The 14858-nt window shown below is 66.6% G+C and carries 12 protein-coding genes and 6 tRNA genes; 15 read left to right on the top strand and 3 right to left on the bottom strand.

Annotated elements, in window-relative coordinates; all coding sequences use genetic code 11:
* Positions 1-127: 127 nt before the first annotated feature.
* The 4 genes from zapE (at position 128) to ACIQJ5_RS08390 (ending at position 3939) form a co-directional block, all read left to right on the top strand.
* The gene (gene zapE / locus ACIQJ5_RS08405; RefSeq protein ID WP_231090251.1) at positions 128-1156 is read left to right on the top strand and encodes a cell division protein ZapE; all 1029 of its coding nucleotides are present in this window, start codon (positions 128-130) and stop codon (positions 1154-1156) included.
* Positions 1157-1310: 154 nt separating this feature from the next.
* Positions 1311-2537 carry an ammonium transporter gene (locus ACIQJ5_RS08400; protein WP_402842806.1) on the top strand — a complete coding sequence of 409 codons (1227 nt, stop codon included), beginning with the start codon at positions 1311-1313 and terminating at the stop codon, positions 2535-2537.
* Positions 2538-2605: 68 nt separating this feature from the next.
* Positions 2606-3373, top strand: coding sequence for a type II toxin-antitoxin system PemK/MazF family toxin (locus ACIQJ5_RS08395; RefSeq protein WP_402842803.1), 768 nt, complete (start codon positions 2606-2608; stop codon positions 3371-3373).
* Positions 3370-3939: a hypothetical protein gene (locus ACIQJ5_RS08390; protein ID WP_402842800.1), complete on the top strand. Its 570-nt coding sequence runs from the start codon at positions 3370-3372 to the stop codon at positions 3937-3939. Before ACIQJ5_RS08395 ends, ACIQJ5_RS08390 begins: the two co-directional genes overlap by 4 nt.
* Positions 3940-3942: 3 nt before the next feature.
* Here the strand turns inward: ACIQJ5_RS08390 and ACIQJ5_RS08385 are convergent, their stop codons facing one another.
* Positions 3943-4299: a YnfA family protein gene (locus ACIQJ5_RS08385; protein ID WP_402842798.1), complete on the bottom strand. Its 357-nt coding sequence runs from the start codon at positions 4297-4299 to the stop codon at positions 3943-3945.
* Positions 4296-4892 (bottom strand): GNAT family N-acetyltransferase, encoded by a 597-nt coding sequence (locus tag ACIQJ5_RS08380; RefSeq protein WP_402842795.1) that lies wholly within the window; start codon positions 4890-4892, stop codon positions 4296-4298. Before ACIQJ5_RS08380 ends, ACIQJ5_RS08385 begins: the two co-directional genes overlap by 4 nt.
* Before the next feature lie 265 nt (positions 4893-5157).
* Between ACIQJ5_RS08380 and ACIQJ5_RS08375 the strand changes: the two genes are divergently transcribed.
* The 5 genes from ACIQJ5_RS08375 (at position 5158) to ACIQJ5_RS08355 (ending at position 9086) form a co-directional block, all read left to right on the top strand.
* A complete protein-coding gene (locus ACIQJ5_RS08375; protein WP_402842792.1) occupies positions 5158-5496 on the top strand; it encodes a hypothetical protein in 339 nt (112 codons plus the stop codon).
* Entirely contained in the window at positions 5493-6503 is a 1011-nt protein-coding gene (locus tag ACIQJ5_RS08370; protein WP_402842790.1) for a cation transporter, read from the top strand. Before ACIQJ5_RS08375 ends, ACIQJ5_RS08370 begins: the two co-directional genes overlap by 4 nt.
* 390 nt (positions 6504-6893) lie before the next feature.
* Positions 6894-7523 (top strand): hypothetical protein, encoded by a 630-nt coding sequence (locus ACIQJ5_RS08365; RefSeq protein WP_402842787.1) that lies wholly within the window; start codon positions 6894-6896, stop codon positions 7521-7523.
* A gap of 115 nt (positions 7524-7638) precedes the next feature.
* The gene (locus ACIQJ5_RS08360; RefSeq protein WP_402842785.1) at positions 7639-8133 is read left to right on the top strand and encodes a DUF6932 family protein; all 495 of its coding nucleotides are present in this window, start codon (positions 7639-7641) and stop codon (positions 8131-8133) included.
* A gap of 131 nt (positions 8134-8264) precedes the next feature.
* Entirely contained in the window at positions 8265-9086 is an 822-nt protein-coding gene (locus ACIQJ5_RS08355) for a hypothetical protein (protein ID WP_402842783.1), read from the top strand.
* Between the two features lie 220 nt (positions 9087-9306).
* Here ACIQJ5_RS08355 and ACIQJ5_RS08350 read toward each other — a convergent pair.
* Positions 9307-9379 (bottom strand) — tRNA-Val (locus tag ACIQJ5_RS08350).
* Positions 9380-9528: 149 nt separating this feature from the next.
* Here ACIQJ5_RS08350 and ACIQJ5_RS08345 point away from each other — a divergent pair.
* From ACIQJ5_RS08345 to ACIQJ5_RS08320, 6 genes are all read left to right on the top strand, one after another.
* A tRNA-Gly gene (locus ACIQJ5_RS08345) sits at positions 9529-9601 on the top strand.
* Between the two features lie 48 nt (positions 9602-9649).
* Positions 9650-9720 (top strand) — tRNA-Cys (locus tag ACIQJ5_RS08340).
* Between the two features lie 24 nt (positions 9721-9744).
* Positions 9745-9816 (top strand) — tRNA-Val (locus ACIQJ5_RS08335).
* Between the two features lie 137 nt (positions 9817-9953).
* Positions 9954-10026 (top strand) — tRNA-Gly (locus ACIQJ5_RS08330).
* Between the two features lie 37 nt (positions 10027-10063).
* Positions 10064-10135, top strand: a tRNA-Val gene (locus tag ACIQJ5_RS08325).
* Positions 10136-10500: 365 nt separating this feature from the next.
* Positions 10501-14769: an ExeM/NucH family extracellular endonuclease gene (locus ACIQJ5_RS08320; RefSeq protein WP_402842780.1), complete on the top strand. Its 4269-nt coding sequence runs from the start codon at positions 10501-10503 to the stop codon at positions 14767-14769.
* The last annotated feature ends 89 nt before the right edge of the window (positions 14770-14858 follow it).

Raw genomic sequence — 14858 nt, 5'->3', positions numbered from 1 at the left:
GACGGCGTAGGGTATTCACCGTCCCTTCCAGCCTATTGCGGGTTGGGGACGGGAGAGCCGTTTCGTAAGACAACGACATGTCCGCTCTTCACCGCCCAGTCCTCGACGACACAGACACAGGAACCCGATGACGTCCGCCGCGAGCAGCACAGTCGTGCACCTCACCGACCGCAACCCTCAGCTCACCGGCGACGAGATGGTGGCGAGCCTCGTGCCGCCGCCCCAGTTCGACGGCGCGACGTTCGAGACCTATCGCACCGACGACGCCTACCCGTCGCAGCGTGAGGCGAAGGAACTGCTGATGGCCTTCTGCGCCCCGTCCTCGACGGCCAAGCGCGGCGGCCTCTTCTCACGTCGCAAGGCGCCGAAGGAAGCCGAGCTGAAGCCCGGCGTGTACCTGGATGGCGGCTTCGGAGTCGGCAAGACCCACCTGCTCGCGTCCGTCTTCCATGCGTTCCCCGCCCGGCGGAAGTACTTCGGCTCATTCATCGAGTACACCGCTCTCGTCGGTGCGCTGGGCTATCGCAACGCGGTCGACCTCTTCCGGGGCACGGGTCTTCTCTGCATCGACGAGTTCGAGCTGGACGATCCGGGCGACACGATGGTGATGACCCGTTTCCTCGGCGAGCTCGTCGCCGGAGGCACACGGATCACGGCGACGAGCAACACGCCCCCCAACGCGCTCGGTGAGGGACGCTTCGCCGCGCAGGACTTCCTGCGCGAGATCCAGGCGATGTCAGACAGCTTCCAGACGGTGCGCATCGACGGCGTCGACTACCGTCAGCGCGCGCTCGACGGCACGGCTGTGACCCTCGACGATGCGGCGTACACGGCAGCGCTGGCCGCGGCCGGCACCGCCTCCGATGACGATTTCGACGATGTGATCCGCCACCTGGCCAGTGTCCATCCCTCTCGCTATGTCCGGTTGGTGACCGGACTCGACGCCGTCGGCCTGCGCGACGTCCGCCAGCTCACCGATCAGTCCGAGGCGCTGCGCTTCGTCGCACTCGTCGATCGGATCTACGACGCCCAGATCCCGATCCGCGCCACGGGGCTGGCACTCAACGACGTCTTCAGCGAGGAGATGGTGGGGGGCGGCTACCGCAAGAAGTACCTGCGCGCGGTGTCACGCCTGAACGCTCAGACCCACAGTTGAGCGCTCCCGGAACCGTGCGGCGAAACACGCTGTTCACATAACGAGCGCATTCGTAACCTGCGTGTCACGAGGTGCGTCATCGGCGGAAACGCCGATCCATCATCGTGGGGGAATCCGGCGCGAACGCTGCCGGCCCTCACGAACGGAGCCTCGAATGGACAGCGGCAACCTCGCGTGGGCGCTCACCGCCACCGCACTGGTCCTCTTCATGACGCCGGGCGTCGCCTTCTTCTACGGCGGCCTGGTGCGTGCGAAGAGCGTCATCAGCATGATGATGATGAGCTTCGGAGCGATCGCCCTGATCGCCGTGCTGTGGATCCTGTACGGCGCGAGCATGAGCAGCGTGAGCTCGCCGTGGGAGTTCGCAGGAAACCCGTTCGGTGACCTGGGGCTGGCCGGTGCGGACAACGACCGGCTCGTGTCGACCGCGTTCAGCGCGACCTTCGCGATCATCACCGTCGCGCTGATCTCCGGGGCCATCGCCGACCGCGCGAAGTTCGGCGCCTGGATGGTGTTCGTGGGAGTCTGGTCGACGCTCGTGTACTTCCCGGTTGCGGCGTGGGTCTGGGGCGGCGGCTGGGCGATGAAGCTCGGCGAGATGCTGGGCCTGGATCACACCGTGATCGACTACGCCGGTGGCACGGCGGTGCACATCAACGCCGGTGCCGCAGCGTTCGCGCTGTGTCTGCTGCTGGGCAAGCGCGTGGGTTTTGACCGCAGCATCAACAAGCCCCACAACGTTCCGCTGGTGCTGCTCGGTGCCGCGATCCTCTGGTTCGGCTGGTTCGGCTTCAACGCCGGTGCCGAGGGCACTGCTGGGCTGCTCGGAACCGGTGACTCGCGGGCCGGTCTGATCATCATCAACACGATCGGCGCGACCGCAGCCGCGATCCTCGGCTGGATCGTCGTCGAGAAGATGAAGGCGGGCAAATCCACCAGCGTCGGTGCCGCATCCGGTGCCGTCTCCGGACTCGTCGCCATCACCCCCGCCTGTGCCGACCTCACGCCCGGATGGTCGCTGCTGCTGGGCCTGCTGGCCGGTGTCATCTGCTGCTTCGCGGTCGAGCTGAAATGGAAGCTGGGCTATGACGACTCGCTTGATGTGGTGGGCATCCACCTCGCCGGTGGCATGCTCGGAACGCTCTACCTCGGCTTCTTCGCGACCGGCACCGGTGTGTTCGTCGGGGGAGACCTGTCGCAGCTGTTCATGCAGTTCGTCACCGCCGCAGCCGTTCTCGTGTACTCCTTCGTCGCCGCGTATGCGATCGGCTGGGTGACCGATCGGACCATGGGCTTCCGCATCACGAAGGAGGACGAGATCGCCGGTATCGACACGGTCGTGCACGGCGAGGAGGGGTACCTGCTGGACGCGCGCGTCTGAGCTGAGGAACGGATACAGCGGGTCGACGATGGCGTCGGCCCGCTGTGTCGTGCGGATAGGGTGGCGTGGTGAGTTCTGGACGCGGGTTTCTGGTCGAGGTGGCGAACGTGGTCGGGCAAGTGCTGCGAGCACTGCTGCTGAACCGCGGCGGCGGGAGCGTCACGAAATCGGAGCGGTCCTCGCGTCCTTCATCGGCGGAGTCTCCGCAACCGGTGACGAAGCGACCGACCATCAGGACGCAGCCGTCGACCTCCGCCCGGACCCGCTCCGGCACCGCGGCCACACGACCGGCGACCACGAGTCAGCGTCCGACCGAGAAGGCCGCGCCGCCCTCGGATGAGACGTTGTCATCCGCACGACGCGCCGAGCTGGCGGCGCGCGAGCGGTTGCTGGAGGGGGAGCCGAGCCCGGGGCAGTTGGGCGCAAGCGCGACATTCGAGGTCTCGCACCGGAGCGTGGGCGCGATCACGGTGTCTTATTCCCCGGAGAAGGACGGCGCGCCAGACGCTGGCGAGGTCGTCTGGACCTGGATTCCCTACGAGGAGGCTGACGGACGCGGTAAGGATCGTCCCGTGCTCATCATCGGCCGGCGGGATGCCGAACATGTCTACGCCGTGCGGCTCACCAGCAAGTCCCACGATGGCGAGCGCGACTTCATCTCCATCGGCAGCGGGGATTGGGACGGGCAGGGTCGCGAGAGCTGGGTGGATGTCGATCAGCTCTACGAAGTGCATGAGCGTGGTCTTCGACGGGAGGCGGCCGTGCTTGATCGGAGGCGGTTCGGGGATGTCGCCGCGGTGCTTCGCGAACGGTACGGGTGGACGGTGTCTGTGTGAGCTCGCCGGCGACGACCGACGGGCGATGGGTGGGCACTGCCGTGCGCTTTGGGTCTTCCTGGACGACGGGCCGCGCGTTCACGATGCGTGTCGTCCTCAGTGTCATTGTCATCGCCCTCTTCTTCTGGGCGATCGCCGTATGGCGTCTGAGTGACGACGATTCCGCGGGGATCCTCGGCCTCGCCGCGCTGGGGCTCGTCGTGATCGCGTTGCCGTACTGGATTCCGCTGGTGATGCATCGCGGTGACACCGAGGTTTCCTTCGTCGATGGCCGTGTGCGGGTCCGCGTGGGCGAGCGTGAGCTCCTCGACATGGCGCTCTCGGAGATCCGGGAGGTGCGTTTCGCGCGTACGGGCGCGGCCTCGCGGCTCACCGTGCGCCCCGCGCGCGGTACCCGCGTCGTGTGCTCGATTGGTGAGATTTACCGCACACACCGGGAGGGCAACGTCCCGATCGAGCGCATCGCACCGGTGCCGGCCCAGGTGATCGCTCAGCTGGAGTCGGCGGGGTTGTCCGTGCGCAGCTGGCGCAAGCGCGACGCACACGTCACGCTCGCGAGCCGCTGACCGTCAGGACGCCGCCGGGGTCGCCGGCGAAAGCGCCGGCGCGAGGATGATGATCGCGGCGCCGAGCAGCGCGACCGCTGTGCCCACGACATCCCAGACCGTCGGTGTGAAGCCTTCGATGATGATGCCCCAGGCCAGGGATCCTGCAATGAAGACGCCACCGTAGGCGGCGAGGACGCGGCCGAAGTTGGCGTCCGGCTGGAGCGCCGCGATGAAGCCGTACGCGCCCAGAGCGACGACGCCGAGCACGGCGAAGAGCCATCCGCGATTCTCTCTGACCGACTGCCAGATCAGCCAGGCCCCGCCGATCTCCGCGCCCGCCGCGAGGACGAACAGGACGATGATTCGCAGGGTGTTCATGCCCCCAGTGTCTCAGGCGGGCCCTGTTGCGCCAGCCACTCATCGCGGGTGATCTCGTACTGGCGATAGTGCGAGGGCGCATCGAGGAATCGGGCGTCATCGCCACGCCGGAGGAACGTCATGCCCGACTTCTCGAGGACACGCACGGACGCGGCGTTGGCCTGGACGGCTTCCGCCCAGATCCGGTCGAGCCGAAGACAGGCGAAGCCGTAGTCGAGCGCGGCTCGCGCTGCTGCTGTGCCGAGCCCCTGACCCCACAGGGATGAGGGCGCAATCGCATAGCCGAGTTCTCTCTCCGTGGCTTCATTCCCCTGAAAGTCGACATAGCCCACCGGCTCATCGTCGACGAAGGCCATCAAACGAACGAGGTCGTCGGAAGGGGAGTCGGCCAGATGCTCGGCCCACGCGAGCATCCGGGCTGGGTCGCTCGGGTAGGTCCATCCCTCGTGCGCGCAGTAGACCTCGTCGAGCGCATATGACGCGAGTATCGGCGCGTGCTCCCGCGCGTACGGACGGAACTGGATCTGGGTGGTCATGATGCTCCATGCTCGCACCTCGTGGCGGTGGGCGCGGGCGGCAGACTGATCGCTCATCGCCGTATCACCGTCACACCGCAGCGCGCGGCGGGTGTCATAGCATGTTTGGCCGTGTCGTGTCAGCGGAGGGGCGCTCGGGGCGGCCTGTTGCCATCATGTCGGTATGACGACACGTTCTTGCAGTCGAGGTTCGAGACGTCGATCATTCAGCGTCATCATCGCGTTGGCTGGTGTCCTCGCGTTGGCGGGGTGCGGGATCACGGTGCCTGCCGATCCGGACGCCACTCTGGAATCTGTACGGGGAGGAGAGCTTCGTGTCGGAGTGAGCGCCGATCCGGGGCTGGTCGACACAGACGACGACGGGGCGTCCGGACCGCTCGCCGAACTCACGAAGAAGTACGCCGAATCGCTGCACGCCGAGATCCGCTGGACGCCGGGAAGCGAAGAGACGCTGGTGATGCAGCTCGAGGAGCGGAAACTGGACCTCGTGATCGGCGGGCTGACCGACCAGACGCCGTGGCTGGATCACGTGGGAGTGACGCGGGGGTACGCCGGCATCGAAGGTGCGGACGGCCGCAGCATCGTGATGCTCGTCCCGCCGGGGGAGAACGCGTTCCTCTCCGACGTGGAACGTTTCCTCGATGAGGAGGTCGGATCGTGAGCTCGCACCAGTTCGGCAGGCGTGATCTTCCCGCGCAGCAACAACACGCGCTGCGGCTGGCGGTGCGCTGGGAGATCTTCACGATCTGCTACACCGCGGTCACGATCGCCGTCGTGGCGTTCGTCGTCGGCAACTCACAGGCGATGCGAACGGCGTGGATCGAGGACATGCTGTCGCTGATTCCGCAGATCGCGTTCCTCACAGCGCTCATCTTCGTGAGGCGCGGGCCGACCGTCGCTCACCCGTATGGCCTGCACCGGGCGATGGGCGTGGGGCACCTCGTCGCCGGCGTGGCGCTCCTCGCCGTCGGCGTCAACCTCGCCGTCGAATCCGCGGCAGGGCTCATCGCGGGTGAGCACCCGACGATCGGCACGGTGCAAGTGTTCGGGCACACGGTCTGGCTCGGGTGGATCATGATCGCCGTCATGGCGGTCATCGTGGTGGGACCGGTGTTCATCTATGGACCGGCGAAGGCGAAGCTGGCGCCGGTGCTGCACAACAAGCTCCTCTACGCCGACGCCGACATGGCGAAAGCGGACTGGCAGACCAACGCCGCCTCGATCATCGGGGTGCTGGGTATCGGACTCGGCATCTGGTGGCTGGACGGTGCCGCCGCGGTGTTCATCTCGCTCGGGATCATCGCGGACGGACTGCGAAACACCAAGGGCGCGATCGTCGATCTGATGGACCAACGTGCCCGGACGCACGACGACAAGCGCCCGCACCCGCTCGCCGGGCAGATCGTTCGTCACCTGAATCGGCAGTCATGGGTGGCAGAGGCGGCGGTTCGGATGCGAGATCAGGGGCAGGTCTTCCACGTCGAAGCGTTCGTCGTGCCACGCCGGAGCCGCGTTCGAGTCGCCGACATCGACTCCGCGTCGAAGGGCATCGCCGCGTTGGACTGGAAGATCCAGGACGTCGTTGTCGTCCCGGTGTCCGCCTTGCCGCAGGAGGCGGATCGAGTCTCGTCAGAGCCGGGTCACGCAGCGACAACTCTCTCCCGATAGCGGGCTGTCCGCTCCCGATCACGGGCGTGTCCAGGGATGCGTTTTCCATGCTCGCCCCACGTTTGCCCCACGCCGACGGGAGGCAACGAAGAAGCCCCGTCAGGACTGTCGTCCTGACGGGGCTTTCTCTCTGTGGGCGATACCGGACTCGAACCGATGACCTCTTCCGTGTGAAGGACGATCGCGGCATGTTGCCGCGTGGTGCCGAGTGCTGGGACGTGCTGATCTATAGCCGTCCCAGCACTCGCACACCGCATCCCGTAGTGACCCGTACCGGTCGATGGTGCGCAGTGTGCACAACGGAATGCACAACGATCTGACGTTGCATGACCTACCGTTGCCAGTCGCCCGGCTCTCTCAACGGACACGCAGAGCGATAGTCTCAGCGACGTGACCCCCGCACCTGAACCGACCGGCGACCCGATCGTCGATCCCCTCGCGCTAGTCGCGCTCTGCATCTCGATCTTCGCCGCTCTGGTCGGTCTGAGCGCCCTGATCTGGAACATCATCGCGTGGGTGCGATCCGGTCATCGTGTCGTCGTCGAGATCGAGGCCGTTGTGCGGAACCCCGGACGGTCGGCATCTTGGGTCGGTCGACGAGGCAAGCGAGACTGGCCTGCGACGTCAGTCCCGCCGAGCCATGTCCCTTACTCGGTCGTCTTCGTCAAGATCACCGCGCGTAACACTGGGCGCGCTGCCGTCGACATCGAGCGGTTCTTCTTCACAGTTGGCAAGCCTGCCGAGAACAAGAACATGTCGTGGACTTTCGAGGATGAGCCCTCTCTGCCGCAGCGCTTGGAACCGGGGGCGAGCGCGTCGCGTGAGTACATGCTGACGGACGTCGAGGCGTTCGCCCGCCGTGAGGGTCGGCAACGGTTCCGGGGCGCTGTCGAACTTGGAGACGGCACGTCTCGACGCTCGCCGCTCAGTTTCGATCTCGACGCACCCGATCGCGGAGCGGCGTTCCTCGCGACGTCTACAGGGCAAACGCTTCAGACGCCAGCACCGCGCGACGAGTGAACATCGAGATCGGCCATGCGTAGTTTCGGCTAGCGCGGCGCGGCGCATGTACCCGTGACGCGAACAAAGATGCGGCGAGCGCTATGGATATACTCACGCGCATGGGGAATGACGCGTGATCCCGGCCTTCGAAGATGGTGCCTGGTGCCTCCCAGACGGCATCCACACCACGACGCTTGACGAGATCGAAGCACGCTTCGTGGTCGCAGCGCCGTTCAGTGATGAACGACGTATCGTCTTCGACGCGTTCAAGGTCTGGTACTCGATCGTCTCTCCGCATCTCACAGGTGCCCGGTTCTGGATCGACGGCGGATTCGTCACGCACAAGCCCTGGGCTGCACCGTCCGACGTTGACGTTACAGTCATGGTGAAGCGGGAAGACGTGAACGCGCTCCCCGTCGACGTGCAGGATCGTATCTTCGGCCTGCTGACCGAGAGGACAGCGACCGGCAAGGTTCAGCCGATGTCGGGGATGGTCGACGCGTTCCTGTTCGCTCGCGGAGACATAAACACGACAGTCGGATGGATCAACGATTGGAAGACGGTACTCGATAAGAACCGCGATCCGATCCCCAACATGGTCAAGGGATTCTTGGAGGTGCGACCGTGACTCTGAATACAGCAGAGATCGACGCCTTCCGCGACGCGTGGCACGAGTCCGAGGGCGACGATTTCGCGAGCAGAGCCACCCGACGTTCCCTCGAAGCGTTCGCATTCGGGCATCCCGAGTTGACACCGATCGTGTTCGAACTCACCAACCGAGCGCAGTCTGAACTCGAACTGCATCTCAACGGCGAGACAGTGCACCAACACGAGGCGAATGCCGAGTCGTTCGCCCAGTTGGTGCGCGGTATCGCGGACGCGACGAAGGAGGTTGCGAAGCACATCATCGGGCACAAACGCCGCGCCTCGACGCTGCGCATCCTGGCTCCGACTCCCGGATCGGTGCGCGTCGTGCTGAAGGCCGCTACGCCCCAGGAGGCAGCCGGGCGCACCGCACAGAACACGCGTACACCGTCTGTCGACTCGACGTCGCTCGACACCGTTGCAGTGCTGCTATCGCGCGCGCAGGGCGAGGGGGCGAAGCCCGACGACGACGTGCTGTCCGGGCTCGCCGCCAATCTGCCTCAGAAAGCGCACGCGGGGCTCAGGCGAGCCGCGAAGGCGATAGACGCCCAGGACTGGGACATCGACGGCGAGTTGCGTTCGACGCACGGTTTCCAGCACGTGCACGTCGGCCCACTGGGGGCGAGGGCGCTGCTGCGTGTGCTTGACGAGCATCAGGAGAGCAGCACATCAACGACGTTGTCGGGCGCGATCGATGGCACGCGACGCTCGATCGGCGCGCTCTGGTTCGCCCCGGATGGGCAGGTTGCGATCGAAGCAGCAGTCCCAAGCCCTGACCTGATGGAGCAGGCCGTTCAGCACGACGCTGCGAACCAGCGGGTACGCGCCGAGTTCGATGTGCTCACGATCGTCGGCAAGGGCGCGAACCCACGACGTCGACAGGTCTATACGCTGCGCTCGATCGAGCCGCTACCCGATGCCCCGACGCTGATCTGACCGCACACTGACGTCGAAGCGCCTGCGGCACTCGTCAGTCGTCATCACGTCGGACGTGTACACGCACCTGATCGGCGACCGTGCCCGGCATGCCGCCAAGGCCGTCGCGGCGCTAGTTCCGAGGGTGGGTGCACCACAAGTGCACAACCAGACAGCAGAGCGCGCGTCTTTCAGCACTGGGGGAGTAGGGACTTCGGCGTGATTACGCGGTTCCCTGTTGTGGGCGATACCGGACTCGAACCGATGACCTCTTCCGTGTGAAGGAAGCGCGCTACCAACTGCGCCAATCGCCCTCATGCTCTCGCGAGCACTCTTCGATACTAGCGGATCATTTGGGGCACTTTTGACCAAAACGGGCGACACGCGCGAACCGGTTCCAGTTTGGTCTGCGCGCGGGTCTCGGGTAGTGTTGTCCGAGTCGCAAGGGCAACCGAGCGGCAACGCGGATGTAGCGCAGTTGGTAGCGCATAACCTTGCCAAGGTTAGGGTCGCGAGTTCGAGTCTCGTCATCCGCTCGAGTGGGATGGATTCTGGAGGATCCGCTCACGTGGCTTGAGCCACATGGTGACATGGCCGAGCGGCTAGGCACCGGCCTGCAAAGCCGTTTACACGGGTTCGAATCCCGTTGTCACCTCGATCACAACTGAACAGCCTTCGGGCGCGATTGGCGCAGCGGTAGCGCGCTTCCCTGACACGGAAGAGGTCACTGGTTCGATCCCAGTATCGCGCACAGAAGACGAAGCCCCCACGGGAGATCGTGGGGGCTTCGTCGTTTCAGCGCGGTGCGTCCGACTCACCCGGGCGGGGCGCGTGTTCGGTGGTCGGCTGATCGTCGGGTAAAGTGGAGGAGTCGTCGCAGGACGGCATGCGGATGTAGCGCAGTTGGTAGCGCATAACCTTGCCAAGGTTAGGGTCGCGAGTTCGAGTCTCGTCATCCGCTCGGCGGGAGAGATCCCCCATAACTGAACAGCCTTCGGGCGCGATTGGCGCAGCGGTAGCGCGCTTCCCTGACACGGAAGAGGTCACTGGTTCGATCCCAGTATCGCGCACAGACGAACCCCCGGTTTCCGGGGGTTTTCGCGTTCCCGGGCATCGCTGCCGTCGTGCCGGGGCATCGTTGCGGTCTGGAAGATGGAGAACGCAGCGAACAGCGCCCTCGGCGGTTCGATGTCCCTCTCCCACCGCGGTCCCTGCCGTCTTCGTGGCGCAGGTGTGACCGGGCCCGGCGCGGCGGTGCGCATGTGAGCGATGGGCGCCGGGCCTGCTGCGCGTTTGGGTGAACGCTGGGAGAACGCCCGGCAGGTCTCTTCCGTGAATCGCGTTCCTCTCCTACGGTCGGAGGCAGGTCGTGCCTGTCTCGCAGCGGAGCGCGATCGTGCACCGATCGGTGCGCCCACCGACCATGGAGGAACACGTGAACCACCCCGAAACGGGCGACGTTCGGCGTGCGCTGGAAGCGCTGCCGAGTCCACGCCACCGACGCCTGACCCTGTTCGCCGCCGCCACTGTGACCGCGCTCGTGGCCGGTCTCGGTGGCGGCCTGGCCGCCGGACCCGCCCTCGCTGCCGACGCAACGCACACGATCGCGGAGGTGCAGGGCACCGGAAGCGCGTCGCCGCTGAGCGGTCAGACCGTGACCGTACAGGGCATCGTCACCGGCGACTACCGCCAAGGCGGCTACCGCGGCATCGTCATTCAGACGCAGGGCACCGGAGGCGACACCAAGACGGCGGGTGCCTCGGACGGCATCTTCGTGTTCCTCGGCAACAACGCTGTCACCCTGGAGCGCGGTGACCTCGTCTCGGTCACGGGCAAGGTGAGCGAGTACTTCGAGCAGACGCAGATCTCGGTGACCTCTTCGGCCGGCGTCGAGGTGCTCACCCCGGGCGTCGGTGTTCCGGCCCCGGTCACCCTGACCGACGCGGTCCTCGGTGCCGACCGGGAGGAGTACGAGAACATGCTCGTCGCTCCGACCGGGACGTACCGGCTGACCTCGAGCCACGAGCTGTACAACTACGGCACTCTCTGGCTGAGTGCGGGGGAGGACCTCGCGGTCAAGTCCACCGAGCTTGCGCGCCCGGGAACGGACGCGACTGCGATCACCGCCGACAACGCCGCGCACCGCATCCTGCTCGATGACGGCTGGTCGGCGCAGGTGACCAACGCATCGCACCCCGGAGAGCAGCCGTACTTCACCCAGGACGAGGTCGTCCGCAACGGCGACGCGGTGCAGTTCCCGACCGAGGGTCTCATCCTCCAGTACGGATTCGACAAGTGGCGCCTGCAGCCGGTCGTTCCGATCGATGACAGCAGTGACGCGTCGCACAAGCCGACGTTCGTCTCGGCGGGTGAACGTCCCGCCTCCCCGCCGAGCGTGGGAGGAGACCTCACCGTCGCCACCTACAACGTCCTGAACTACTTCACCACGCTTCGCAGCGAGGACTCGAACGCCCGGGGTGCAGCCACCCCGGAGCTGTTCCAGATCCAGCGATCGAAGATCATCGCCGGTATCCAGGGGCTCGACGCCGACATCGTCGGACTGATGGAGATCGAGAACGGCATCCGTTTCGGCAAGCCGGTCGACACCGCCGTGGCCGACCTGGTCGCGGGCCTGAACGAGGCCGCCGGAGCGGACGTGTGGGCCTACGTCTCCACACCAGCGGCACTGCAGGATCCTGCGATCACCGATGTGATCACGACGGCCATCATCTACAAGAAGGCGTCGGTTACGCCCGTGGGTGACAGCGTGACCGTCCCGGTCGACGAGACGGTGTGGGGCAACGCCCGTGAGCCCATCGCGCAGACGTTCCAGGCGCAGGGCAAGACGTTCTCGGTGATCGTGAATCACCTGAAGTCCAAGAGCCCGCCGGACAAGACCACCCCGGAGCCGGCAGACGAGCAGGGCTTCTTCAACGCCGATCGCGTCGCACAGGCGCAGCAGGTTCTGCAGCTGGCCAGCGCGGTCGAGACGGCGTCGGGAAGCTCCGACATGCTGCTCCTCGGTGACTTCAACGCCTACGCTCAGGAGGACCCGATCCGCGTGTTCGCGGACGCGGGATGGACGGACCTCGTGCCGGCCCTCGCTCCCGGGCAGCACACCTACACGTTCAACGGCGAGCTGGGGTCGCTGGATCACATCCTCGCATCCCCGTCGTTCGCGGAGTCGGTCTCCGGCGCAGGCGTGTGGAGCATCAACTCCCCGGAGTGGGGCGACCGCGCATACAACTACGCGGCGACCGACGCGGGCACGCCGTTCCGCTCCAGCGACCACGATCCGGCCCTCGTCGGCCTCACTCTGGCATCCGCTCCCGCGGAGCCGGTCGACATCCAGGTGGCCACGATCAACGACTTCCACGGCCGGATCGAGGCCGGCGGTGCGTCCGCGGGTGCAGCGTCGCTGGCCACAGCGGTGAAGGAGCTGCGCGCGGAGAACCCGAACACGATCTTCGCCGCTGCCGGTGACCTCATCGGGGCCTCGACGTTCACGTCGTTCATCCAGAAGGACGAGCCCACCATCGACGCGCTGAACGCCGCGGGCCTGGACGTCAGCGCCACCGGAAACCACGAGTTCGATCAGGGCTGGGCGGATCTTCGCGACCGCATCCAGGACCGGGCTGACTGGGAGTACATCAACGCGAACGTGTTCCTCAAGGGCACCGACGACCACGCTCTGGCGCCCAGCTGGGTGAAGGAGATCGACGGCGTCAAGGTCGGGTTCATCGGAGCGGTGACCGAGGACCTGCCCACGCTCGTGAGCCCGGCCGGCATCGCCGAGCTGGACGTGCGCGGGATCGTGGACTCGGTGAACGCGGTGGCTGCTGATCTCACCGACGGTGATGACAGCAACGGGGAGGCCGACGTTCTCCTCCTGCTGGTGCACGAGGGCGCAACGACCACCGACGTGTCCAGCATCACGCCGGAGTCCGCGCTCGGGCGCATCGTGTACGGTGTCTCGCCGGCCGTGGACGCGATCGTGTCCGCGCACACCCACCTCGCCTACAACCACGTGATCGACGGTCGCCCCGTGATCTCGGCCGGCCAGTACGGCGAGAACATGGGTGTCATGCAGATCCAGGTCGACCCCTCGACGAAGGAGCTGCTGTCGATCACCAACGAGGTTCGACCGCTGACGAAGGACGGTGCGCCGATCGCAGCGCCGGATCCCGAAGTGCAGAAGATCGTGGACGACGCGAAGACGGAGGCGGACAAGCTCGGCTCGGTCAGCGTCGGCGCCATCACGGGCGACTTCAACCGAGCCGTGCGATCCGACGGCACCAGTGAGAACCGCGGCGGGGAGTCCACCCTCGGCAACTTCGTGGCGGACGTCCAGCGGGAATCGACGGGCGCCGACATCGCCTTCATGAACCCCGGTGGACTGCGCACGGACCTGCGCTATGCCTCCAGCGGCGCGGGTGATGCTGACGGAAACGTCACCTATCGCGAGGTCGCCACGGTCCAGCCGTTCGCCAACACGCTCGTGACCCTGACGCTCACCGGGGCCCAGGTGCGTGCGGTGCTCGAACAGCAGTGGCAGCCCGCGACGGCGTCCCGGCCGTTCCTCAAGCTGGGCGTGTCGAAGGAGCTGACGTACGTGTACGACCCGGCGGCACCCGCCGGCGCGCACATCGGCGAGATTCTGCTGAATGGCGAGAAGCTCGACGAATCGGCCAGCTACCTCGTCGCGGTCAATGCCTTCCTCGCCTCCGGGGGAGACAACTTCACCGTCTTCGCCGAGGGCGCAGGCGCCGCGGACACCGGGCGCACAGACCTGCAGTCGATGGTGGACTGGTTCGCCGAGAACAAGACCGCCACGCCGGACCTCGCCCAGCGCGCCGTCGGTGTGACCATGCCCACGGCTCCCGCCGGCGGGTACCTCCCGGGAGCGACGTTCGACATCGCACTGTCCTCCCTGTCCTTCAGCACGACCGAGACGAAGCCCGCCACCGTGCAGGTCTCACTCGGAACCACAGTGGTGGGAACGGCAGAGGTGGATGTGACGCCGGTCGACGCCACCGACGAGGTCGGGCGCGCCAACGTCACGGTGACCGTCCCCGCGGGCGTGTCCGGAACGCAGGAACTCGTCGTCACGGCTGGTGACACGGTCTTCACACTGCCGGTCGAGGTGGCTGCGGTCGCCCCGGCTCCGGTGCTCAGCCTGAGCGCAGCGGAAGTGCGAGCGGGGGAGTCGGTCACCGTCAACGGCAGCGGTTTCGCCGCGGGTGAGGTGGTGGCGCTCGAGCTGCACTCCGAGCCGGTCGCACTGGGCGAGGCCACCGCCGATGCGGCGGGCGCCTTCAGCGTCGACGTGACGATCCCGGCGGAGACGAGTGCCGGCGATCACTCGATCGTGGCACTGCGCGCTGATGACACCACGGTATCCGTGCCGCTCGTCGTCCTGGCCGCGGTGACGCCGACGCCGACTCCCACGCCGACGCCGACGGAGACGACGGGCCCCACGCCCACGCCGACGCCGACGGAGACGACGGGACCGACGCCCACGCAGACCGCGGGCCCTGCTCCGACGTCGACCGGCGCGCCGACCGCGCCGGTGCCGGTTCCCTCGGCCACAGGCTCGCTGCCGACCACGGGAACCAATCCGTACCCGGCACTGGCGATCGGGTTGCTGGTGCTCGCCGTCGGTGCGGGGATCATGATCGCCCGCCGTCGCGCGCAGCAGGGCTGACCGCTGCCCGGGTGATGCCCCGTCGACCTGGTCGGCGGGGCATCACCCGTTGCTGGCGCGACACGCTCGGCGTCTCGGCGATGTCCGCC

Origin of the sequence: Microbacterium sp. GXS0129, assembly GCF_044769785.1 — a bacterium.
GTDB classification, from domain to species: Bacteria; Actinomycetota; Actinomycetes; order Actinomycetales; family Microbacteriaceae; genus Microbacterium; species Microbacterium nymphoidis.
The sequence above is the reverse complement of the archived record's forward strand: the minus strand, read 5'-3'. Positions and strand labels throughout refer to the sequence as shown.

Bases quoted from the DNA above. Each gene is read 5' to 3' on its own strand.
- zapE (WP_231090251.1), top strand. From the start codon at position 128: ATGACGTCCGCCGCGAGCAGCACAGTCGTGCACCTCACCGACCGCAAC.
- ACIQJ5_RS08400 (WP_402842806.1), top strand. From the start codon at position 1,311: ATGGACAGCGGCAACCTCGCGTGGGCGCTCACCGCCACCGCACTGGTC.
- ACIQJ5_RS08385 (WP_402842798.1), bottom strand. From the start codon at position 4,299: ATGAACACCCTGCGAATCATCGTCCTGTTCGTCCTCGCGGCGGGCGCG.
- ACIQJ5_RS08380 (WP_402842795.1), bottom strand. From the start codon at position 4,892: ATGAGCGATCAGTCTGCCGCCCGCGCCCACCGCCACGAGGTGCGAGCA.